22 protein-coding genes and 1 pseudogene are annotated in these 22,837 nt (G+C 66.0%); 18 read left to right on the top strand and 5 right to left on the bottom strand.

Features of this window, described 5'->3' with window-relative positions:
* Positions 1-140 precede the first annotated feature (140 nt).
* A complete protein-coding gene (locus tag AC3WRR_RS05780) occupies positions 141-938 on the top strand; it encodes a crotonase/enoyl-CoA hydratase family protein (RefSeq protein WP_058698769.1) in 798 nt (265 codons plus the stop codon).
* Positions 939-970: 32 nt separating this feature from the next.
* Here AC3WRR_RS05780 and AC3WRR_RS05775 read toward each other — a convergent pair whose 3' ends face one another.
* A complete protein-coding gene (locus tag AC3WRR_RS05775; protein ID WP_010812088.1) occupies positions 971-1,786 on the bottom strand; it encodes an IclR family transcriptional regulator in 816 nt (271 codons plus the stop codon).
* Positions 1,787-2,002: 216 nt separating this feature from the next.
* Between AC3WRR_RS05775 and AC3WRR_RS05770 the strand changes: the two genes are divergently transcribed.
* From AC3WRR_RS05770 to purT, 6 genes are all read left to right on the top strand, one after another.
* Positions 2,003-3,181: a thiolase family protein gene (locus AC3WRR_RS05770; protein WP_492296408.1), complete on the top strand. Its 1,179-nt coding sequence runs from the start codon at positions 2,003-2,005 to the stop codon at positions 3,179-3,181.
* Positions 3,182-3,220: 39 nt separating this feature from the next.
* Positions 3,221-3,985 (top strand): SDR family NAD(P)-dependent oxidoreductase, encoded by a 765-nt coding sequence (locus tag AC3WRR_RS05765; protein ID WP_010812090.1) that lies wholly within the window; start codon positions 3,221-3,223, stop codon positions 3,983-3,985.
* Between the two features lie 43 nt (positions 3,986-4,028).
* Positions 4,029-4,793 (top strand): crotonase/enoyl-CoA hydratase family protein, encoded by a 765-nt coding sequence (locus AC3WRR_RS05760; protein ID WP_058698771.1) that lies wholly within the window; start codon positions 4,029-4,031, stop codon positions 4,791-4,793.
* Between the two features lie 118 nt (positions 4,794-4,911).
* Entirely contained in the window at positions 4,912-5,904 is a 993-nt protein-coding gene (locus tag AC3WRR_RS05755; RefSeq protein WP_492296407.1) for a Bug family tripartite tricarboxylate transporter substrate binding protein, read from the top strand.
* Positions 5,905-6,085: 181 nt separating this feature from the next.
* On the top strand, positions 6,086-7,330 hold the full coding sequence (locus AC3WRR_RS05750; RefSeq protein WP_010812093.1) for an MFS transporter: 1,245 nt from the start codon (positions 6,086-6,088) through the stop codon (positions 7,328-7,330).
* Positions 7,331-7,592: 262 nt separating this feature from the next.
* Positions 7,593-8,798, top strand: a complete 1,206-nt coding sequence (purT, locus tag AC3WRR_RS05745) for a formate-dependent phosphoribosylglycinamide formyltransferase (protein ID WP_010812094.1) — start codon at positions 7,593-7,595, stop codon at positions 8,796-8,798.
* Between the two features lie 14 nt (positions 8,799-8,812).
* On the opposite strand, the gene AC3WRR_RS05740 is transcribed toward purT, so the two are convergent.
* Positions 8,813-10,144: a mechanosensitive ion channel family protein gene (locus tag AC3WRR_RS05740; protein ID WP_010812095.1), complete on the bottom strand. Its 1,332-nt coding sequence runs from the start codon at positions 10,142-10,144 to the stop codon at positions 8,813-8,815.
* A gap of 152 nt (positions 10,145-10,296) precedes the next feature.
* Here AC3WRR_RS05740 and AC3WRR_RS05735 point away from each other — a divergent pair, with 152 nt between their 5' ends.
* The 6 genes and pseudogenes from AC3WRR_RS05735 to AC3WRR_RS05710 all read left to right on the top strand — a co-directional run.
* Entirely contained in the window at positions 10,297-10,533 is a 237-nt protein-coding gene (locus AC3WRR_RS05735) for a hypothetical protein (RefSeq protein WP_439671755.1), read from the top strand.
* 173 nt (positions 10,534-10,706) lie between these two features.
* The gene (locus AC3WRR_RS05730) at positions 10,707-11,579 is read left to right on the top strand and encodes a LysR family transcriptional regulator (RefSeq protein ID WP_058698774.1); all 873 of its coding nucleotides are present in this window, start codon (positions 10,707-10,709) and stop codon (positions 11,577-11,579) included.
* A gap of 199 nt (positions 11,580-11,778) precedes the next feature.
* Positions 11,779-12,531, top strand: coding sequence for an aldolase (locus AC3WRR_RS05725; protein ID WP_010812098.1), 753 nt, complete (start codon positions 11,779-11,781; stop codon positions 12,529-12,531).
* 356 nt (positions 12,532-12,887) lie between these two features.
* Positions 12,888-14,195, top strand: coding sequence for an MFS transporter (locus tag AC3WRR_RS05720; protein WP_492296406.1), 1,308 nt, complete (start codon positions 12,888-12,890; stop codon positions 14,193-14,195).
* Positions 14,192-14,791, top strand: a complete 600-nt coding sequence (locus AC3WRR_RS05715; protein ID WP_011615384.1) for a 2-hydroxychromene-2-carboxylate isomerase — start codon at positions 14,192-14,194, stop codon at positions 14,789-14,791. The genes AC3WRR_RS05720 and AC3WRR_RS05715 overlap by 4 nt, the downstream gene beginning before the upstream one ends.
* A 154-nt stretch (positions 14,792-14,945) precedes the next feature.
* Positions 14,946-15,071, top strand: a pseudogene (locus AC3WRR_RS05710) (hypothetical protein); the annotation flags it as partial.
* A gap of 24 nt (positions 15,072-15,095) precedes the next feature.
* On the opposite strand, the gene AC3WRR_RS05705 reads toward AC3WRR_RS05710, so the two are convergent.
* The gene (locus AC3WRR_RS05705) at positions 15,096-15,413 is read right to left on the bottom strand and encodes a DMT family transporter (protein ID WP_010812101.1); all 318 of its coding nucleotides are present in this window, start codon (positions 15,411-15,413) and stop codon (positions 15,096-15,098) included.
* Between the two features lie 117 nt (positions 15,414-15,530).
* On the opposite strand from AC3WRR_RS05705, the gene AC3WRR_RS05700 reads away from it, so the two are divergent.
* Entirely contained in the window at positions 15,531-16,439 is a 909-nt protein-coding gene (locus tag AC3WRR_RS05700) for a LysR family transcriptional regulator (protein ID WP_010812102.1), read from the top strand.
* Between the two features lie 16 nt (positions 16,440-16,455).
* Here the strand turns inward: AC3WRR_RS05700 and AC3WRR_RS05695 are convergent, their stop codons facing one another.
* Positions 16,456-17,673 carry an HD-GYP domain-containing protein gene (locus tag AC3WRR_RS05695; protein WP_037024475.1) on the bottom strand — a complete coding sequence of 406 codons (1,218 nt, stop codon included), beginning with the start codon at positions 17,671-17,673 and terminating at the stop codon, positions 16,456-16,458.
* Between the two features lie 223 nt (positions 17,674-17,896).
* Between AC3WRR_RS05695 and AC3WRR_RS05690 the strand changes: the two genes are divergently transcribed.
* Complete coding sequence (locus AC3WRR_RS05690; protein ID WP_010812104.1) at positions 17,897-18,190, top strand: putative quinol monooxygenase; 294 nt, start codon at positions 17,897-17,899, stop codon at positions 18,188-18,190.
* Positions 18,191-18,305: 115 nt separating this feature from the next.
* Complete coding sequence (locus AC3WRR_RS05685; RefSeq protein ID WP_010812105.1) at positions 18,306-19,307, top strand: cysteine synthase A; 1,002 nt, start codon at positions 18,306-18,308, stop codon at positions 19,305-19,307.
* Positions 19,308-19,320: 13 nt separating this feature from the next.
* Here AC3WRR_RS05685 and prpR read toward each other — a convergent pair whose 3' ends face one another.
* On the bottom strand, positions 19,321-21,297 hold the full coding sequence (prpR, locus tag AC3WRR_RS05680; protein ID WP_010812106.1) for a propionate catabolism operon regulatory protein PrpR: 1,977 nt from the start codon (positions 21,295-21,297) through the stop codon (positions 19,321-19,323).
* Between the two features lie 281 nt (positions 21,298-21,578).
* On the opposite strand from prpR, the gene prpB reads away from it, so the two are divergent.
* Both prpB and AC3WRR_RS05670 read left to right on the top strand, forming a co-directional pair.
* Entirely contained in the window at positions 21,579-22,487 is a 909-nt protein-coding gene (gene prpB, locus AC3WRR_RS05675; RefSeq protein ID WP_010812107.1) for a methylisocitrate lyase, read from the top strand.
* Positions 22,488-22,574: 87 nt separating this feature from the next.
* On the top strand, positions 22,575-22,837 hold a 263-nt coding region (locus AC3WRR_RS05670; RefSeq protein ID WP_492296405.1), incomplete at its 3' end, for a citrate/2-methylcitrate synthase.

The raw sequence follows: 22,837 nt of genomic DNA, 5'->3' as shown, positions 1-22,837 counted from the left end.
TGGCGTCCCGGGCCTGCCCAGCGATATGTGCAGGATATTGCTGATGAAGAAATGAATATTGGACGGTGCGGGCGCCGGTGGCTTAGCCTTGGCGCCAAGGCAGGCAACCAGCCCGCATCGCCGCATCCGGAGACACCACCATGAGCAACTTCCTTCTCTACGAGCAGCAGGACCATATCGTCACCCTGACGATGAACGAGCCCGAGCGCCGCAACCCGCTGACCGGCAATACCGCCGTGGCGGAGTTCCTGGCCGCGATCGACCGCATCCACGGCGACCGCAGCGTGCGCGCGGTGGTCATTACCGGCGCGGGCACGGCGTTCTCGTCTGGCGGCAATATCAAGGACATGGAACGCCAGGCCTCCGGCGCAGTGCCGGGCATGGAAATCCGTCAGGACTACCGCTGCGGCATCCAGCGGCTGCCGCTGGCGCTGTTCAACCTGGAAGTGCCGGTCATCGCCGCGGTCAATGGCGCGGCCATGGGCGCGGGGCTGGACCTGGCGTGCATGTGCGACATGCGCATTGCCTCGGAGCGGGCGCAGTTTGCCGAGTCCTTTGTCAAGCTCGGCATCATCCCCGGCGACGGCGGCGCATGGCTGCTGCCGCGCGTGATCGGCCTGTCCCGGGCGGCGGAGATGACCTTCACCGGCCAGCCGATCGATGCCAGGCTGGCGCTGGAATGGAACCTGGTGTCGCGCGTGGTCGCGCCCGAGGCGCTGCTGCCCACGGCCTATGAGCTGGCCGGCCGCATCGCCGCCAACCCGCCGCACGCGGTGCGCCTGGCCAAGCGCCTGATGCGCGAGGCCATGCATACCCGCCTGGATACGCTGCTGGAACTGTCCGCCGGCTTCCAGGCGCTGTCGCACCAGACCGCCGACCACCGTGAGGCAGTGCAGGCGTTCCTGGACAAGCGCACGCCGGTGTTCACAGGCAACTGACCAGCTGAGCGTCAGGCGGACTGCTGTGCCGCTCAGCCTGCCACGCCCAGCGCTCCCTCTACATTGCGCACCAGGCTCACCAGGCGCGGGCCGATGTCTTCCTCCATCTGCTTGCTCTGCTGGCTGAATACCGGCACCGAGGCGGCAAAGATCCACGCCTCGCCGTCGCGGCGGGTGCGCATCGGCACGGCAACCGATTCGACCTCGCGGTGCAGGTCGCGGTGGCCGCGGCAGAAGCCGTGGTCTTGCAGGTCGCGGGCGGCATCGGCCAGGCGTTCCTGCAGCCAGTCGGCGCGCTGGGGATCGGCGGCGCGGAGCTGGGCGAGATACGCCTCGCGCTCGGCCTCGGTCAACAGCATCAGGTAGCCGCGTCCGGAACCCGTGCGCGAGACCGACACGCGCGTGCCGACCTCGGGCCGGAACACATGACTGCCCACGCCCTGGGCGATTTCGACGTAGGTCAGCGCATTGCCGCTGCCGACGATCAGCTCCACCTGCCCGGCGATGTGGTCCGCCAGCTCCTGCATGGCCGGCCGCGCCAGCTGGCGGATCGTCATGCGTGCCAGCGCGGGTGCGGCCAGGTTGATCAGCCCGACCCCGGGCACGTAGCGCGACAAGCGCTCCGAATAGTGCAGCAGGCCCAGTTCGCACAGGGTGTCGAGCAGCCGGAACAGGGTCGGCTTGGCCAGGCCGGTGCGCTCCATCAGTTCGCGACTGCTGAGCTCCTGCACCGTCGGGGAAAAGCAGTTGAGGATCGAAATGCCCCGCGCCAGCGCGCTGACAAGGCGCGCCTCGCCGTCGGCATCGGCGGGCGGCGGGGTCAGGGAGGCGTGTGGTGCATTCGTCATGTTATTGCCTTGATTCAAGGTTTTTTGATACGTGCGTCTCAAAACCCGGATGTTGCCCTTCGTTTTTTCCAAAGTCAAACCGGGTTATTTGGGTTTACACGACGATTTTCCGAAGCCAGAATCCCAATTCATCCTATTGGACGATCACATTTCGGTACAGACGTCTCAATATCCCAGCCACGACTCGCAACGTTCAGCCTTTTCAGGAGACACCGCATGCAACAAGCCGTCATCGTCGACGCCATCCGCAGCCCGATGGGCCGCTCCAAGCCAGGCTCGGCCTTTACCGAACTCCATGCCACCGAGTTGCTGGCCCAGGTCATCAAGGGCCTGGTCGAGCGCAACAAGCTGGACCCGGGTTTGGTCGACGACGTCATCACCGGCTGCGTGACCCAGGCGGGCGAGCAGTCCGCCGGCCCGGGCCGGGTGGCGTGGCTGGCGGCAGGCTTTCCTGATCACGTGCCGGCCACCACCATCGACCGCAAGTGCGGCTCCAGCCAGCAGGCGGTGCATTTCGCCGCGCAGGGCATCATGGCCGGCGCCTATGACATCGTCATCGCCTGCGGCATCGAGTCGATGAGCCGTGTGCCGATGGGCTCGGCCCGCATTGGCCAGAACCCGTACGGCCCGTCGATGGAAGCGCGCTATGCGCCGGGTCTGGTGTCACAGGGTGTTGCGGCCGAGCTGGTGGCCGCCAAGTACGAACTGTCGCGCCACGACATGGACAGCTATTCGGCCCGCTCGCACGAGCTGGCCGCCACCGCGCGCGAAAGCGGTGCCTTCCGCCGCGAGATCCTGGGCATCAGCACGCCCAACGGGCTGGTCGAGCAGGATGAAACCATCCGCCCGGGCACCTCGGTGGAGAAGCTGGGCACGCTGCAGGCCTCGTTCCGCAATGACGAACTCAGCGCGCGCTTCCCGCAGATCGGCTGGAACGTGACCGCGGGCAATGCCTCGCAGATCAGTGACGGCGCCTGCGCCATGCTGCTGATGAGCGAATCCATGGCGCAGCGCCTGGGCCTGAAGCCGCGCGCTCGCTTCGTGGCGTTCGACGTGTGCGGCGACGATCCGGTCATGATGCTGACCGCCCCGATCCCCGCCAGCCAGCGCGCGATCAAGAAGAGCGGCCTGAAGCTGGACCAGATCGACCACTACGAGATCAACGAAGCCTTTGCCTGCGTGCCGCTGGCCTGGCAGCGCGCGCTCGGCGCCGACCCGGCACGCCTGAACCCGCGCGGCGGCGCCATTGCGCTGGGCCATCCGCTGGGCGCCTCCGGCGTGCGGCTGATGACCACCATGCTGCATGCACTGGAAGACAGCGGCCAGCGCTATGGCCTGCAGTCGATGTGCGAGGCCGGCGGCATGGCCAACGCCACCATCATCGAGCGCCTGTAAGCGGCGCCTGAACCAGACATCCAGTCAAGGAGACACAGCATGAAACTGACCAATATGTCCGCCGTCGTGACCGGCGGCGCTTCCGGCCTGGGCCTGGCCTGCGTGCGGCGCCTGGTGGAACGGGGCGTCGACGTCGTGATCGCCGACCTGTCGGAAGAGCGCGGCAATGCCGCGGTCGACGAGTTCAGCGGCAAGGTCCGCTTCCTCAAGGCCGACGTGACCGACACCGACCAGATGAACGCCGTCTACGACGCCGCCGAAGCCATTGCCCCGCTGCGCGCGCTGATCCATTGCGCCGGCCTGGGCGGCCCGGTGCGCGTGGTCGAGAAGGACGGCTCGCCGGGTTCGCTGGAAAAGTACGAGTCGATCGTGCGCATCAACCTGATCGGCACCTTCAACGCGCTGCGCCTGGGGGCCGCGCGCATGGCCAAGAACGAACTGATCGACGGCGAGCGCGGCGCGTGCGTGCTGACCGCGTCGGTGGCCGCCTACGAAGGCCAGATCGGCCAGATTCCCTATGCCTCGGCCAAGGCCGGCATCGTCGGCATGACCCTGGTGGCCGCGCGCGACCTGGCACAGCGCGCGATCCGCGTCTGCACCATCGCCCCGGGACTGTTCGACACCCCGCTGCTGGCCAAGCTGCCGGAGAACGTGCGCGCCTCGCTCGGCGCCATGGTGCCGCACCCGCCCCGCCTGGGCGCACCGGATGAATACGCGTCCACCGCGCTGCACATCCTGGAGAACCCCATGCTCAACGGCGAAACCATCCGCCTGGACGGCGCCATCCGCATGGCACCGCGCTGAGCCGCGCGCTGCACCGATACCGACTTCTGACAAGGAATCCCGCATGAGCGACACGCTGCAACTGGAAACCCGCGGCAATACGCTGCTGATCACCATGAACCGGCCCCAGGCGAAAAACGCCATGGACTTCGAGACCGCGACCGCGCTGGCCGCCGCCATCGACCAGCTGGAAAGCCGCGACGACCTGAGCGTGGCCATCCTGACCGGCGCGGGCGGCACCTTCTGCTCGGGCATGGACCTGAAGGGCTTCCTGGAAGGCAAGCGTCCCAGCCTGCCTGGCCGCGGCTTTGGCGGGCTGACCGAGAAGCCGCCGCGCAAGGTGCTGATCGCCGCCGTCGAAGGCTATGCGCTGGCCGGCGGCTTCGAGCTGGCGCTGGCGTGCGACCTGATCGTGTCGTCGAAGGCGGCCAGGTTCGGCCTGCCTGAAGTCAAGCGCGGGCTGGTGGCCGGCGCCGGCGGCCTGATGCGCCTGCCGCGCCGGGTGCCGTACCACATCGCGATGGAATACGCGCTGACCGGCAATATGCTGGGCGCCGAGCAGGCCCACGCCTATGGCCTGATCAACCGCCTGACCGAACCAGGCCAGGCCCTGGCAGGCGCGCTGGCCCTGGCCGAAGAGATCGGCGCCAACGGCCCGCTGGCGGTTGCGGTCAGCAAGCAGATCGTGGCCGAGTCCGCCGACTGGAGCGCCGAGGAGATGTTCGAGCGCCAGCGCCCGCTGCTGGCGCCGGTGTTCACCTCGGCCGATGCCCGCGAGGGTGCCGCCGCATTCGCCGAGAAGCGCAAGCCGGTGTGGACGGGCAAGTGATGGCCCACGCCAGACCGAGGGCATCGAAGTCATCCGCCCTGGGCTAGAGAACGGCCGGCCGCAAGCCGGCCGTTCGCACATGCCAAGCAGCACACAGACCAGAACATGGAGGAGACCCATGAAACACAAGCTGCCAGAATCGCTGCTCAACACGTCCGCGGCCCTGCTGCTGGCGACCGCCGCCGCCACGCTGCCGCTGCCCGCCAGCGCCGCGTCCTGGCCTGAGCGCCCCATCACCATCATCGTGCCCGGCGCGCCGGGCGGCACCACCGACATCCCGACGCGCCTGGTGGCGCAGAAGCTGTCGGCCATCCTGGGCCAGCCGGTGGTGGTCGACAACAAGCCCGGCAGCGGCGGCATCATCGGCACGCAGGCCTTCATGCGCGCGGCGCCGGACGGCTACACGCTGCTGGTCGGCAATACCGGCTCGCACGCAATCAACTACAGCGCCTACAAGCAGTTGCCCTACCAGCCACAGGACTTCATGCCGCTGACGGACCTGATCTCGTTCGCCAACGTGCTGGTGGTCGGCGCGCAGGCGCCGGTGCGCAGCGTGTCCGAGCTGGTGGCGCAGCTCAAGCAGTCCCCGGGGAAGTATTCCTACGCCTCGGCCGGCATCGGGCAGACCACGCACCTGACGGCGGAACTGTTCCGGCTGCGCACTGGCACCGAAGTAATTCACGTGCCGTACAAGGGGTCGACACCCGCCACCACCTCGGTGCTGGCGGGCGAAACCACCTTCATGTTCGACAACCTGACGCAGGCGCTGCCGCAGATCCGCGCCGGCAAGCTGCGCGCGCTTGCGGTGACCAGCGCCGAACGCCTGCCGGCACTGCCGGACGTGCCGACGATGGCGCAGGCCGGCGTGAAGGATTTCGTGGTGATGGGCTGGCTGGGCTTCTTTGCGCCGGCCAGGACCCCGCCGGCCATTGCCGCCACGCTGCAGGAAGCGCTGGGCAAGGCCATGCGCGACCCCGAGGTGGTGGCCAGGTTTCGCGACATGGGCGGTATTCCTGGCGGCGAACCGCAGCCGAAGTTCGCCGCGCTGGTCAGCGGCGACATCAAGCGCTGGGGCGAGACCATCCGGGCATCCAAGGTCAGTCTGGACTAGCGAGGTGTGGGGCCGCCTTTGGCAAAGCGGAAGGCGGACCCGCCCAAAGCCAAATTGACACGGTTGGGCCTGGCGCATACGCTCGCCCTACCCTGCGGTATATTCAGCGCACGCTTAAATGTAAAGACATGGAAAGCGCCCCGGGGCTCACAACGATAACGACAAGCGACGAGACCACACCGTGCCTACCCCCACCGCGCCTTCCCGCTACGAAGCCCTGCGCCCGGCCTTGCCGATCCTGATCGGCGCCTCCGTGATGCTCAGCCTGGCCATGGGCCTGCGCCAGAGCCTTGGCATCTTCATGCCGCCGCTGACGCGGGACATCGGCATCTCGGTATCGGATTTCACCATCGCCATCGCGGTACAGAACCTGGCGTGGGGCCTGCTGCAGCCGCTGGCCGGGGCCTGGGCCACGCGGATCGGCTTCCGGCCGCTGATGCTGGCCGGCTCGCTGCTCTATGTGACCGGACTGGTGCTGCTGGCGACCGCGCACAGCATGGTCGGCGTCACGCTGGGCGCGGGCGTGGCCATCGGCGCGTCGATGGCCTGCACCGGCAGCGCCCTGGCGATGGCGGTGGCGGCGCGGCCGGTGTCGGCGGCGCTGCGCAGCACGGTGCTGGGGCTGGTGTCTGGCGCGGGCTCGCTGGGCGCGCTGCTGGCGGCGCCGATCGGGCAGATGGTGACGCAGGCCTACGGCTGGCGCGCCGGGCTGGCAGCGTTCGTGCTGCTGGCGCTGGTGATGCTGCCCGCGGCGTGGTTTGCCGGGCGCGTGGACCGGCTGCCGCTGGTGTCGCCCGCAGGGCGCGGCCAGGACAGCGCGCGTGAAGCGCTGGGCACCGCGCTGCGGCACGCGCCGTTCGTGGTGATGGCGCTGGCGTATTTCGTCTGCGGCATGCAGCTGGTCTTCCTGACCACGCACCTGCCGTCGTATCTGGACGTGTGCGGCATGGACCCGATGCTGAGCGCGCAGGCGCTGGGCGTGATCGGCGGCTTCAACGTGCTGGGCAGCATCTTCTTCGGCTGGGCCGGCGGCCGCTTCAACAAGCTGATGCTGCTGGGCGGCATCTATACGATTCGCTCGCTGGCGCTGACCTGGTACTTCACGTCCGCGCCCACGCCGCAGAGCACGCTGGTGTTCGCCGCGGTAATGGGCTTCCTGTGGCTGGGCGTGGCGCCGCTGGTATCGGGCTGGATCGCCGAGACCTTCGGCCTGCGCTGGCAGGCCATGCTGGGCGGCGTGGCGTTCTTCAGCCACCAGATCGGCAGCTTTTTCGGCGCCTTCGGCGGTGGGCTGGTCTACGACGCGCTGGGTTCCTACACCGTGGCGTGGCAGGTCGGCGTGACGCTGGGGCTGGCCGCGGGTCTGGCGCAAATTGCATTTGCCGTGGCCACGCGGCGGCGCCCGCCGCTGATGGCCACGTCCTGAAACACTGTGCCGGGCCGCCCCGAACGGGGGATGCGGAGCGCGCGCTTAGCACCTAGCATGAACACTGAGCGGTCCGGTCTTGGATCCTCAGGCCTTTTCAAGCCCGCCCCCGCGCGGGTTTTTTTATGGTTCGTCGCTGAATTGGGTGGCACGCGCGCCAGGCGCCCTTCCCTGGCCCATACCAATATGCGCGCTCGCCGGCGCCAAAGACAGTCCCCTAACACGTACAATCTCGGCTTTCCTTCCCGCCCCATCCGCTGCCATGACCACACTCGGAACGCCTCTCTCCCCCTCTGCCACCAAAGTGATGCTGCTCGGCTCCGGCGAGCTGGGCAAGGAAGTGCTGATTGCATTGCAGCGCCTGGGCGTGGAAACCATCGCCGTCGACCGCTATGACAATGCCCCCGGCCAGCAGGTAGCCCACCACGCGCGCACCATCGCCATGAGCGACCCGGACCAGCTCAAGGCGCTGATCGAGGCGGAAAAGCCGCACCTGGTCGTGCCCGAGATCGAGGCCATCGCCACGCCCATGCTGGAAACCCTGGAAGCCGCCGGCACCGTGCGTGTGATCCCCACCGCCCGCGCCGCGCGCCTGACCATGGACCGCGAAGGCATCCGCCGCCTGGCCGCCGAATCGCTCGGCCTGCCCACCAGCCCGTACAAGTTCTGCGATTCGCTGGATGAACTGCAGGCTGCCATCGACGGCGGCATCGGCTACCCGTGCGTGGTCAAGCCGGTGATGAGCAGCTCCGGCAAGGGCCAGAGCAAGATCGACGGCCCCGAGGGCGTCAAGGCGGCCTGGGACTACGCCATGGCCGGCGGCCGCGTCAGCCACGGCCGCGTGATCGTGGAAGGCTTTATCGATTTCGACTACGAGATCACGCTGCTGACCGTGCGCGCCATGGGCGCCAGCGGCCAGGTGGAAACGCAGTTCTGCGCTCCGATCGGCCACGTCCAGGTCAGCGGCGACTACGTCGAAAGCTGGCAGCCGCAGCCAATGCACCCCGCCGCGCTGGAAACCGCCCAGCGCATCGCGCAGGCGGTCACGGCAGACCTGGGCGGCATGGGCCTGTTCGGCGTGGAGCTGTTCGTCAAGGGCGAGCAGGTCTGGTTCAGCGAAGTCAGCCCGCGCCCGCACGACACCGGCATGGTCACCATGGCCACGCAATGGCAGAACGAGTTCGAGCTGCATGCCCGCGCCATCCTGGGCCTGCCGGTCGACACCACGCTGCGCAGCCCCGGCGCCAGCGCCGTGATCTACGGCGGCGTGGATGCCCAGGGGGTGGTCTTCGATGGCGTGGACCAGGCACTGAGCGTGCCGCAGACCGAGGTGCGCCTGTTCGGCAAGCCCGAGAGCTTCGTCAAGCGCCGCATGGGCGTGGCGCTGGCGTACGCCGACGATGTCGACACCGCCCGCACCCGCGCCAAGGAAGCCGCCAGCCGCGTGCGTCCGCGCGCGGTCGGCTGAGCGTCAGGCGCAGCTCAGATCGGATGGCTGCTCGCGGCGGCGCCGTGGGCAGGCGCATGATGGACGGCGGCCTGTGCCGCCGCCACCTGCGCCGCGGCCAGCACCGGCGAGATGCGCACGCCGGTCAGGTCCGCGCCTGAAGGCGCCTGGTACAGGCGCAGGCCCAGCTCGGGCAGGATCGCCAGCAGGTGGTCGAAGACATCGCCCTGGATGCGCTCATAGTCCATCCACGCGGTCAGCGCGGTAAAGCAATAGATCTCCACGGGGATGCCCTGCGAATCGGGCTCCATCATGCGCACGTTCAGCAGCAGATCGTGGTGGATCTCCGGGTGCGCCTTCAGGTAGGCAATGCCATAGGCGCGGAAGGTGCCGACATTGGTCAGCCGGCGCCGGTTGACCGGGTCATTGCCGGCGGCAATCAGCAGGCGGTTGGCCTCGTCGACCTCGGCCTGCTTCTCCTCCAGGTAGTCGTGCAGCAGCCGGAAGCGCATCAGCGCCTGCACTTCCCGGTCCTCCAGGAAGCGCACGCTGCCCGCATCCAGCCGCAACGTGCGCTTGATGCGCCGCGCGCCGGATTCGAACATCTGCCGGTAGTTGCGGTAGCTCTCGGAGAACAGCTTGTAGGTCGGCACCGTGGTCACGGTGTTGTCCCAGTTCTGCACCTTGACGGTATGCAGCGCGATGTCCTTGACGTAGCCGTCGGCATTGCACTGGGGCATCTCGATCCAGTCGCCGATGCGCAGCATGTCGTTGGAGGTCAGCTGAGTACTGGCCACCAGCGACAGCAGCGTGTCCTTGAACACCAGCAGCAGCACCGCCGACAGCGCGCCCAGGCCAGACAGCATCCACAGCGGCGAGCGGTTGATCAGGATCGACAGCACCAGCACCGAGCACACCAGCCCCAGCCCGAGGCGCCCCACCTGGATATAGCCCTTGATCGAGCGCGTCTGCGCCTGGCGGCTGCTGGCGTATACGTCCTGCCAGGCACTCAGCACGCCGCCAAGCATCAGGAAGAAGCAGATCCACAGGCCGGCATGGGCCAGGCGCTCGATGGCCAGCGCATAGCGGCCCATGTGCGGCACTTCGCCGATGCCGACGGTGATCACCCCGAACCCGACCGCATAGCCGAAGCGCCGATAGGCACGATATCGCGTCAGCGCCTTGCTCCAGGGCGCCTTGCCCCAGACCGTCAGCAAGCGATGGGCGATGCGCGACATCACGTGGCCGAACAGCCACTGCGCGACCACGGCGATCAGCACCAGCACCAGCAGGTACGAGGCAATCTGGGCCCACGGATGGGCTGGAATACGTTGCTGGAACAACTCCAGCAGGGCATCGAAACTCATAGGGGGGCGTCTGCAGCCGGGTGAATCGACCTGATAGTGTACAAAACGCGCCTGACACCCTGCTCGTTCCGCCTCTACCGGCACCGCGAATCGCCCCGCACACGGCGTGTCTCGCGGCCCCCCGTCAGCTTGCTCGGCTCGACGCAGTAGGCATGCATGCGCTGCTGCACGGCCGCAAGGCAGAGGCGTTCGCGCGCATGCCCTTGAAGCTGGCGATGGGCGAGCCGGGCCCGACCACTACCATCGGCGCAATGACGAAGATGCCGACTGGCACGAAGTCCTTGATCGGATCGAACGGCAAGGAATGGAACATGCCGGGATACATCGCCGTCGTCGACTATCAAACCGGGCATAGTACCAATACACATATGGTGCGGAACTTGCGTTAATGCCGGATGCCTGTTGAGCGATGGATCCAGCAAGATCTCCACAGCGGGATCCATTGACGCCCAAAGTCTGGTGGATGGCGGGCTCCGACCGGGAAAGCGCTGAAGCCACGTCGGTTCGAAATGGCGGAACGGTTGAACGTCATAACTAGCCGAAGAGGGACACCCCCAAAATTATGAAGGCTTTAGATGCTCAGATAAGGCTATTCCTGGCGATAGCGCAGGCCCGCTCCATTTCAGGCGCTGCAATGACGCTTGGTCTAACCCAATCCGGCTTAAGCCGTCAGCTGGCCCACCTCGAGGCAGCAGTAGGTCAAAAATTGTGCGAACGCCACGGGCGCGGGGTCGCCCTTACTGACGCAGGCCACAAACTGCAGGCTGCCGCCCAGACCGCATATGACGTTATCGACAATACGATTCTCCAGTTGTGCGAGGAGCAGGGAGTCAGCCAAGGCAACCTCCGAGTGGCTGTTATTCATACCCTCAGCTACTACTTCATGCCAGATGTTGTCTCCCGATTCATGAGCCAGCGCCCAAATGCCAACGTCTCGCTCATGGGGCGGAGTTCACCGGAAGTTGTAGAGCTGGTGGAGACGGGCAAAGCGGATATAGGCTTTGTTTACGACGTAGCGGTAGCCTCGGATGCCGTGGAAATCGTGCCGCTATTCGACGATGTCATGACGTTGATCGTCAGCCAAAATTCGCCCTTGGCCGCACTCGAAGGGGTCGACCTAGAGGCGCAAAGAGTACCGCTTGTCGCTTTTCCTGAGCACTATGCGCTAAGACGAATGCTGCACAGGAAGAGATTGGACACAAATGTCGTGGCGGAAGTGGACACGGTCGATGCGATGCTCAGGCTCGTCGCATCAACCGGAGGTCAGTGCGTTTTGCCAGACCGAGTACCGACGCAACTGCTCGAGAACTATGGGCTGTCACGAGTGCGCATAATAAACCCTCGTCTCAGTCGGCGCGTTGTCGCCATTACCAAGCGAGAAAGAGCTCAAACAGCGCTGATAAAACACATGCTGAAGATCGCTCAAACGGTCTGAGGTAGTACGCCCAGTCATAGGAAGTATGAGCGCTCCGCGCTATCTCAGCCCCTTCTGACTTCCCATAATCCAGTCGTACCGACATCCCACCGGCCAAGTCGGGATGGCGCCAAAGTGTGCTCCCCACGGGGGGCAGCAGAGGCGTTCTGGAGTCGCCGGGCCCAGTCTATGCCCGGCAACCAATACGACTGGAAACAAAATGGAACTTCGCTCTAAGGAATACTTCGACGAACGCGCAACGCAGGAGATGCGTGCCCATCTCAAGCCTCGCAAGCGCACGCTGCAGCAAACGCTGGCCTATGCTTGCCGCATCCTGGCCATGACCGGGCAGGAAGCTGGCTTGGCTGGCCAGATCAGTGCACGCTCGGAGCGCCCAGGCGCCTACTGGACCCTGCGCTTCGGTCTGGGTTTTGACGAAGCCACCGAAGCCGACTTTATAGAAGTCGACCAAGACCTGAATACCCTCAGCGGCACTGGGATGGCTAATCCGGCAACGCGGTTCCATCTGTGGGTTTATGCCGATCGCCCCAACACCCATAGCATCATTCATACGCATTCTCCGTATGTGTCGGCACTTGCCGCGGCCAAGCAACCGCTAATCGTCTCGCAAATGGACATGACGCCGTTTCACAACGATTGCGCGTTCCTTGCGGAATGGCCTGGCGTTCCCATCGCTGACCAGGAGGGCGTGATCATATCCGGCGCTCTGGGCAGCAACCGCTCGATCCTGCTGGCCAGCCACGGTCAGTTGAGCACCGGCTGTAGCGTGCAAGAAGCGACCTATCTTTCTGTCTACATGGAGCGCGCTGCCCGCATGCAGGTGCGCGCCCGTACCTTCGGGCCGCTTACCTCGCTACCCGACGATCTCGCCCGTGAAGCTCACGACTACCTGCTCAAGCCTTCGATCGTCAACGGTACTTTTGATTACTGGTGCCGTCAGACGGAGCGTTGAGTCGCACCACCTTCAGCCTTCGGTCCCAAAAGACGAGCCGACGACCTCCAGCATGATTTTGCCCCGTTAGCAAAGGTGGCAAGTGTTCCCATGGCCATCTTGGCCCGACTGGCACTACCAGCCAACCCGATTTTTTTCGGTAGCGAGCGGCTGGTCCTTCGGAAGCGGGACAGGGTCATACCGAGATTGGCACGCACAGATGCCGCTAGTCACCACCGGAGACGCAATGAATAACCCCGTAAGGCAAACATCGACCACCACCGGCGCAGTACATATCCCCCCCAGCAAAGAAGCGTGCATTTGAGTGACCACGCTCGAGCACATCGCCCCCATCAAGCAAGTCACAGAGGCATTCTATGTATCCCGCCAATTCACAAGCAGGCATCGCCAGCGCAAATGCCGGGACGGCCAAGCAGCACACCGTCGCAGGCATTGCCAGCATGCTCGGCACGACTATCGAGTGGTACGACTTCTTCATTTACGGAACTGCCGCCGCGTTAATTTTCAACAAGATCTTCTTTCCCAGCTTCGATCCGATCAGCGGGACCCTCGCCGCGTTCGCGACCTACTCCGTCGGCTTCTTCGCCCGGCCCCTTGGAGGCATTGTCTTCGGCCACTTTGGTGACAAGGTTGGGCGAAAATCCATGCTGCTGATCACGTTGATGATGATGGGTATCCCGACCATCATCATCGGCCTCATTCCGACCTACGAGCAAATTGGTTACTGGGCCGCCGTGATCCTCGTATTGATGCGCCTTCTCCAGGGGCTCGCCGTCGGTGGCGAATGGGGCGGCGCCGTTCTCATGGCCGTGGAACATGCCCCCGAAGGCAAGAAAGGCTTCTTCGGTAGCCTTCCTCAAACCGGCGTCGCTCCTGGCCTTATCCTCTCATCGTTGGCAATGGCAAGCGTTGCGAGACTGCCTGAGGCGGATATGTTGAGTTGGGGCTGGCGCCTTCCGTTCCTGGCCAGTGTGTTGCTTCTGGCTGTCGGATGGTTCATCCGCATCCGCGTCGCCGAGTCCCCTGACTTTGAAAAGGTCAAGCAAAGAGGCCATGAGGTCGAGGTGCCGGTGGTCCATGTCGTCAAACACCACTGGTTGTCGTTGCTCAAGGTATCAGGCGCGCGGATGGCGGAAGTCACGTGGTTCTACACGGTCGCTACCTTTGCCCTGACCTACGGTACGGTAACACTTGGTTTACCCAAGACGATGATGCTGAATGCCGTGATCGCGGGTGCTGCCGTCGCACTGTTCACAATGCCTCTCACTGGCTTGCTCGGGGATAAGATCGGGCATAGGAAGATCTTTGTGGTCGGATCGGTCGGAATTTGCCTCTTCGGGTTCGCGTTTTTTAAGCTTCTTGGCTCGGGAAGCGTCGGCGCGGTATATCTCGCCATGGTGATCGCCATCGGCCTTATCTACGCCATGCTGTACGGCCCCGAAGGTAGCCTATTTTCTGTGCAATTTCCCCCGGAAGTTCGCTACAGTGGTATTTCCCTTGCCGTGCAAGTCTCGGGTGCTATCGGTGGCGGACTGGCCCCGCTGGTGGCGACCTGGCTGCTTAAGCTCGGCCAAGGTAGTCCGCTGTATCTCGCCGGCTACCTCACTGCCCTGGGGGGCTTGTCGATCTTCTGTGTATCTCGCATGAAGGCAACTGAGCAATGACCAAGGCAATTGACTATTACTTTTGGATCAATTCGGACTGGGCCTATCTCGGACACGGCCGTCTTGTGGAACTTGCCAAACGCCAAGGCGCCGCGATCAACTATATGCCTGTGGACCTGCCGTACGTTTACTCGCAGACGGGGGGCATTTTGCTTGGGCAGCGCTCTCAGGAAAGGCAGGCTTACCGGATCACCGAACTCGCCCGTTGGTGCAAGCGGCTAGGGATTCCGGTCAATCCGCAGCCTAGATACATGTGCCCAAACGGTGATCTCGCTTCGTGCATGGTCATTTCTGCGAAGCACGCGGGACTTTGCGAAGGCACCTTGGCCCAAGCGATTCTTCATGCCGAATGGTTGGAGGACCAGGACATCTCCTCACCAGAGACACTGCAAACCATCGCCCGCTCGCTGGACTTGGATGGCGAGGCGCTTCTCTGCCAAGCCGCATCTCCAGTAATCAAAGCGGAGTACAGACAATACACCGACAACGCTATCTCAGCCGGTGTCTTCGGCTCGCCTGCATACGTCTACCGTGGAGAAGTGTTCTGGGGCCAGGATCGCCTCGATTTCCTTGAGGACACCCTGGCCTGCACCTAAGAATGGGGCGGCTTAAGTGCAAGGCAGACGATGGGCTCCAGGCTGGGTGATCTGCCGCACGAACAGCTTTTCTTAGCGGTCGCGCAACTGGATCATGTCGTTAGGCGGGCCCGCTGCTCTTCGTTGACGCGCCCCATCAGCTGGGGCCTCCAGGCTGGAAAGCCTCTATCGCGAGATCCGCGCCTTGTGCATCTGCGAAGGCGCCACCGAAGTGCAGCAGGTGATCATCGCCCGCGAGGTGCTCAGGCCGGGCGCCAGCCTTGGGGCACAACACGCCTGAGCGCGGCACGGCCAGGGCCGGGGCTCAGGCCGGCAGCAGCTTCAAGCCGCCAATCCCGACGAAGATCAGCCCGATCAACACCAGCCGCATCGGCGCCGCGCTTTCGCCCAGGAACAGGATGCCAACCACCGTCACCCCGATCGCCCCGATCCCGGTCCAGATTGCGTACGCCGTCCCGACCGGCAGGTGCCGCAGCGCCGCGCTGAGCAGGAAGATGCTGGCCAGCGCCGCCCCGATGCCCAGTGCCGTCGGCCCGGGCCGCGTCCAGCCGTCGGTATGTTTGAGCGCCAGCGCCATCACGATCTCGATCAGGCCCGCCAGCACCAGCAGCATCCACGCCATTGCCATGTCTTTCGTCCAGGTCTGCGGCCCGACACCCATTGCCGGGCACGCCACGCCACTGTAGGCTGTGCAGATCAGCACGAGAACTGGCGAATTCCGCAAAGGGGCTATGCAAACATGCAGGAAGCAGACTGGGACGACCTGAAGTATTTCCTTGCCGTGGGCCAGTCCGGCTCGCTCGCCGGCGCCGCGCGCGCCCTGCATGTCAACCATTCCACGGTGCTGCGCCGGCTGGCGCGGCTGGAAGAGACCCTGGGCACCCTGCTCTTCGAACGCCATGCCACCGGCTACGCCATGACCGCCGCCGGCGAGGCCCTGGCGCACCGCCTGGCCGGCGTCGGCGAGCAGATCGATGCGGCCCAGCGCCAGCTGTCCGGCCTCGACAGCCAGCTGAGCGGCCCGTTGCGCGTGACCACGACCGACACGCTGCTGGGTGGACTGCTGATGCCCCTGTTTGCGGAATTCAGGTCGATGCACCCGCGCATCCAGCTGCAGATCGTCGTCAACAACAGCTTCCTGAGCCTGAGCCGGCGCGAGGCCGATGTGGCGATCCGGCCGGCGAATGCGCCGCCGGAGTACCTGGTGGGCCGCCGTATCGGGCGGCTGCAGACGGCACCATACGCGGCGCGGCGCTACCTGCAGCAGCTCGGCCTGCCAACGGAAGCCGACCATCCGCGGCTGGCGGACTGGTCGGCCTATGACTGGGTCGTGCCGGACGAAGCGCTGTCACACCTTGCCCAGGCGCGCTGGATACGCGACCACGTGCCCGAACCCCGCCGCGCCGTCAGCGCCGACAGCCTGGTGGCGATGGCGGATGCCGTGCGGCACGGCATGGGCGCCGGCATGCTGCTGTGCCTGCTGGCCGGGGCCGACCCAGAGCTGGTGCGGCTGGCGCCAGTCGATGTAGCCATGGATACCGATTTATGGGTGCTGACGCATCCGGATCTCAGGCACAGCGCGCGCGTGCGGGTGCTGGGCGATTTCCTGTATGAGCGGCTCAGGCAAGGGGAATGGGTGGCGGGCTGAAGACTTGCCCCCCGGTTCATGCCGCCGCCGCATACATCTCCATCAGCTGCTCATCCGCATACCCCCAGTCAGCGGCATTCTCGAACGCCACCACCGTTTCGTCGCTGTGGCGCAGGTCGATCAGTTCGGTGGGAGTCGGCCTTGACTGCGACACGGAATAGAACGCCATCACCTTCGGCCGCAGCGGATCGGCCTCGTTCTGCGCGCAGACCACCGCCAGCCGGTTCGAACGCAGCCGCAGCACGGTGCCGAGCGGGTAGATGCCGACGGTGCGGGTGAAGGCCTTGAACACGCGCCGGTCGAACAGCGTGTCGACACGCACGGCCATGTATTCCATGGCGCGGGCCGGCGACCACGGCTGGTGGCCCGGGCGGCTGGAAGTGAGCGAGTCATAGGCATCGCAGATTGCGCCGATCTTGGCGTGCACGCTCAGTTCGCTCCCCGCCAGGCCGTAGGGGAAGCCGCGCCCGTCCACGCGTTCGTGATGGTGGACGCAGACATCGAGCGGGATGTTCGAATAGAGCCGGGCCTCGTTCAGGATGCGGTAGCCAGCCGAAGGGTGCCGGCGGTAGATCTCCTCTTCCTCGGGCGTGCGTTCGCTGGCCTTGTGCACCGGAGTATCGGGCAGCGTCAGCTTGCCGATGTCGTGGACCAGGCCGGCCAGGCCGAGCTCGCGCACCTCGTCGTCGGGCAGGCCCAGCGTGCGGCCGACGGCGATCATCAGCGCGCAGACGGCGAAGGCGTGCAGGTAGTTTTCGTCGCCACGCGCCTTGAGCCGCGCCAGCGCCAGCAACGCCTGCCCATGGCGCGACAGCGAGCGTGAGGCGGAATCGACCAGCAGCAGCGCGCCGTTGACCTCCAGCGCCCGGCCCATGCGGATGTCGGCGAACATCGAGCCGATCACGGCCTTGCCGGATTGCAGCAGCTCGCGCGCGCGGACAATCTCGGCATCAAGGGTGGCGGCGGGTGGCGGTGCGGTGGCCGGGTCCATGGGGTCGGGCGCGGACTGCGGGACCGGTCCGGGCATTTCCGGCGTGTCCGGCGCTGCTACGTTGCGGCCCTTCAGGATGTCGATCCAGACCTCCTGCACCCCTGCCGACTGTATCTGCCGAACCTGCTCCTCATTGGCGACCAGGAACCTGGCGCGCCAGAACGGATGGCTGATCCACGGGCCGCCAAGCCTGGCGACAAACATCCCGACCTGCAGTTGTTCCGACCGTATGCGTCTCAACATGCGCTACCCCCTCGGATGATGGTTTTCTTGTTTTCGATCCGGATATCGGCAGCCGCCGGCAGGACTTTAGCCCCCGTTGCGGGGAGAACCGTGCTGCCCGCCCTTGTCAAGCGCTGCCCGAATGCCCGGACGGCGTCCTCGGGCATTGCCGGGGGCGGTACCGCCGGCGCTACAATGGCCTGCCCAGTGCTCACAGACGCCAGCCAGTCGCCCCCGTTCACCCATGTCCGGAACGTACACGCTAGTCGGCATCGCCCGTGCCAAGACCCACCGCCGCGAGGCGCTGGTATCCCAGCTCACCACGCTGCGCTCGCGCGGGCTGACCGAGCCCGGCTGCCTGGACTACCACGTCGGGCAAGACGCCGAAGATGCGCGGGTATTCGTGATCTACATGGTCTGGGACTCCAAGCGCGCGCTCGAATCGCACCTGAACCGGCCCTATATGCGCGATTTCCACGCATCGCGCGCGGATTTCGTCGAAGGCGATTTCAGTTTCCGCTGGCTCAACGCCGCCTGATCCGCCCGGCCACGGGCAATCCCGATCACTTTCGGCCATCCCCCTGCTTGTCATTCCCGCCGCACCGATCTATCACTCAATGTGACGCCCGCAGCGGGCACGGCAGGAGTGCACCATGGAAGTCAGGGATGGATTTGCCGGCACCATCGGCCACACCCCGCTGATCCGGCTGGCCGGCCTGAGCGCCGAGACCGGCTGCGATATCTACGGCAAGGCGGAATTCCTCAATCCTGGCGGCTCGGTCAAGGACCGCGCGGCACTCTACATCATCCGTGATGCCGAACGGCGCGGCCTGCTGACGCCCGGCGGCACGGTCATCGAAGGCACCGCGGGCAATACCGGCATCGGCCTGGCCCACCTGTGCGCGGCGCGCGGCTACCGCTGCATCGTCGTGATACCCGATACGCAGTCGCCCGAGAAAATGGAGCGGCTGCGCATGCTCGGCGCCGAGGTCCGCGCGGTGCCCGCCAAGCCTTACGCCGATCCGGACAACTACCAGAAGATTGCCGGCCGGCTGGCCGACGAGACCGACAACGCGATCTGGGCCAACCAGTTCGACAACCTGGCCAACCGCCAGGCCCACTACGAGACCACCGGCCCCGAGATCTGGCACGCCACCGGCGGGCATATCGATGCCTTCACCTGCTCGACCGGCACCGGCGGCTCGCTGGCCGGCATCGCGCGCTGCCTGAAAGAGCACAAGCCCGGCGTGCGCATCGTGCTGGCCGACCCGCACGGCAGCGCTCTCTATAACTTCGTCAAACACCGCGAGCTCAAGGCCGAGGGCAGTTCGATCACCGAGGGCATCGGCACCAGCCGCGTCACCGCCAACCTGCAGGACACGCCCATCGACGATGCGGTGCGGATCGACGACCAGACCTGCGTGGACATGGTCTACCGCCTGCTGCGCGAGGAGGGCTTGTTCCTGGGCGGGTCGTCGGGAATCAACGTCGGCGCCGCGGTGGCGCTGGCGCGCGAGATGGGGCCGGGCCATACCATCGTCACGCTGCTCTGCGACCGCGGCGACCTGTACATGGCACGGCTGTTCAATGAAACCTGGCTGGAGGGCAAGGGGTTGCAGCCGATTCCGTTCCGGCGCGCCGGCCCAGCCGGGTAAATGCCAGCGCGGTTCACGCTGCCTTGAGCCGCCGCCACAGTGTGGTCGGGCTGATGCCAAGGATATGGCAGGCCGCGGCGCGGTCGCCGCCGCACTCGGCCAGCACGCGCCGGATATGCTCGACTTCGCTGGACTGCTTCACGCCGGCCAGTGAACGGCGCGGGCGTGTTGCCGGCGCGGCGGGCTCAGCGTCGGCCTCGGCCTCGGCCTCGGCCGGCGCCAGCATGCCATCGCCGAACAGCTCCGGCACGGCCGCCTGCAGCTCGCGCTGCAGCGCCTCGCTGTCCAGCCGGCGCCCGGCCACCAGCACGGCGATCCGTTCGGTCACGTTTTCCAGCTCGCGGATATTGCCCGGCCAGCGGTAGCGCGCCAGCCGCGCGCGGGCCGCGGCGGGCAGGCGCTGCGGCCGGTCCATGCCCAGGCGCTCCTGGGCGCGCCGGTACAGCAGCTCGGCCAGCTCCTGCAGGTCTTCGGAGCGGTCGCGCAGCGGCGGCATCTCGATGCGCAGGATATTGAGGCGGTAGTACAGGTCCTGCCGGAAGGAACCATCGCGCACCATCGCGGCCAGGTCGCGGTGGGTGGCGCCGATCACGCGCACGTTGACCGGCACCGCGTCGAGCCCGCCGATCGGCAGCACCTGCTTTTCCTGCAGCACGCGCAGCAGGCGCGTCTGCAGCGCGGACGGCATGTCGCCCACCTCGTCGAGGAACAGCGTGCCGTTGTGGGCCGACTCGAACAGGCCGGCCTTGCCGCCGCGGCGCGCGCCGGTGAAGGCGCCCTCTTCATAGCCGAACAGCTCGCTCTCCAGCAGCGCCTCGGGGAAGGCCGCGCAATTGACCGCCACGAACGGGAAGGCGCGGCGCGGGCTGGCGTCGTGCATGCCCTGCGCCAGCACCTCCTTGCCGGTGCCGCTCTCGCCGCCGATCAGCACGGTGGAATCCACCGCCGCATAGCGCCGCGCCAGCTCGCGCAGCTCGGTCATGGCCGCGGAGGTGCCGGCCAGGTCGTCCAGGCTGTAGCGCACCCCGGCTGGCCGCGTGCGCGCGCGCGAGCGCAGGTTGCGGTCCACGCGCTGGATCGCGCTGGCGTCCTGGATGGTCAGCACCGCGCCGGTGGTCCCGGCCTCGCCGATGATGGGGATGCGGTTGACCACCACCATCTTGTCGCCGAGCTTGTGGATCGCTTCCAGCTCCTTGTCGCCGCTCTGCATCACGCCTTCGAGCGCCAGGTTTGGCGCCAGCGTCTGCAGCTTGCGCCCGACCGCGGCAGCAACGGAAGTGCCGAGAAAACGCTCCATCGCCGGGTTGAACGACTGGATGCGCCCTTCGGCATCCACGGCCGCCACGCCCTCGTTCAGGTGCGCCAGGATGGTGTTGACGTAGTCGCGCCGGGTGGCCTCGATGCGGCGCAGGCGCGCAGCCTCGATCGCGTCTTCGAGCGCCATGCGCACCGAGTTGCCGGAGTACAGGAACACGCCGGTCAGGCCATAGCGGTCGGCCAGGTCGGTCACCAGGCCGGGGCCGACCACGACCTGGATGCCCTCCTGCTTGAGCGCCTTCACGCGCGCCACGGCATCGTCCTCGGTCAGGTAGGTATAGGCCGGGACCGACAGCGAGAACGCACGCACGAATTCATCCACCTCGGCATACGTCGACGCGTGCGTGACCAGCGCCACCCGCGGCGAGATGCGCCGCGCGGTGGCCAGCGCGCTCATCACGTCAAAGCCCGTGACCTTGACCAGCACCACCGGCACGTCCACGTGCTGGCGCAGGTAGGCGCCGTTGGAGCCGCCCGCCACCACCACGTCGAGCCGGCCCTCGCGCGCCTCGCGCGCCACGGCGCTGGCGGCGGCCTCGAAACCCTTGCCGACGATGCGGAATTCGGCCCGGTCGGCGTAGGCCGGAATCAGGTCGGCAAAGGCGCGTGCCAGGCGGCTGATGCCGATGGCCCAGATGCGCGGACGGGCTTGCGTGGAAACGGGAGGAGCCATGGTGCAATGCGGAAGGAATGCGTGATGAAACCCGGGACGAACAGGCGTACAGTGCTGGCACATTGTCCGCCACGCAGCCCGGGATTTCAACTTTGAATTCCAAACTTGGGATTTTGAAATTCAATTGTGCTGAAAAGATGACATGAAATCGGCGGCGAGGTCAGCCACCCTGCCCGCCAGCCCAGCGCTGACAAGGGCTGGCGGATTTTCCGAGATCCCGTCCAAGGGCTTGGCACACCCCTTGCAGTATTGGGCCCGTCCTGTTCACCAACGCATACGCCATGACCTACTCCGCTTCCGACCTCGCGCGCTCCGCTGGCGCCCGCTTCCGCCAGGCGCTTGCCGACGAGCATCCGCTGCAGGTAGTCGGCACCATCAATGCCAACCATGCCCTGCTGGCCAAGCGCGCCGGCTACCGGGCCATCTACCTGTCGGGCGGCGGCGTTGCGGCCGGCTCGCTGGGCCTGCCGGACCTGGGCATCTCGAACCTGGACGACGTGCTGACCGATATCCGCCGCATCACCGACGTGTGCGACACGCCGCTGCTGGTGGACGTCGACACCGGCTTCGGCGCCTCGGCCTTCAACGTGGCCCGCACCACCAAGTCGCTGATCAAGTTCGGCGCGGCGGCCATGCACATCGAAGACCAGGTCGGCGCCAAGCGCTGCGGCCACCGTCCCAACAAGGAAATCGTCACGCAGGGTGAAATGGTCGACCGCATCCGGGCCGCCGTCGACGCCCGCACCGACGAGAACTTCGTCATCATGGCCCGCACCGACGCGCTCGCCGTCGAAGGCCTGGACAAGGCCATCGAGCGCGCCGTCGCGTGCGCGGAAGCCGGCGCCGACGCCATCTTCCCGGAAGCCATGACCGACCTGGCCATGTACCGCAAGTTTGTCGATGCGGTGAAGGTGCCGGTGCTGGCCAATATCACCGAATTCGGCGCCACGCCGCTGTTCACCACCGAGGAACTCGGCGGCGCCGGCGTGTCGATGGTGCTGTACCCGCTGTCGGCCTTCCGCGCCATGAACAAGGCGGCGGAAAACGTCTACGCGGCCATCCGCCGCGACGGCACGCAGAAGAACGTGGTCGATACCATGCAGACCCGCGCCGAGCTCTACGAGAGCATCGGCTACCATGACTTCGAGCAGAAGCTTGACGCGCTCTTCGCACAAGGCAAGGGCAAGTAAGCAAGACTCACGCGCGGCCGGGCTTTGTCCCGACCGCTTGCACGACAACAGACAGGCAATACCAGGCATCACATAAAGGAGACCCAGATGTCCGAAGCGCAACCGCTCGTCACTCCCAAGCCCAAGAAATCCGTCGCCCTGTCGGGCGTGACCGCCGGCAATACCGCGCTGTGCACCGTCGGCCGCACTGGCAACGACCTGCACTACCGCGGCTACGACATCCTCGACATCGCCGAGACCTGCGAGTTCGAGGAAATCGCCCACCTGCTGGTGCACGGCAAGCTGCCGACCAGATCCGAACTGGCCGCCTACAAGGCCAAGCTCAAGAGCCTGCGCGGCCTGCCCGCCAA

Source organism: Cupriavidus sp. FW305-3-2-15-C-LB2 (genome assembly GCF_058787575.1).
The sequence above is the reverse complement of the archived record's forward strand: the minus strand, read 5'-3'. Positions and strand labels throughout refer to the sequence as shown.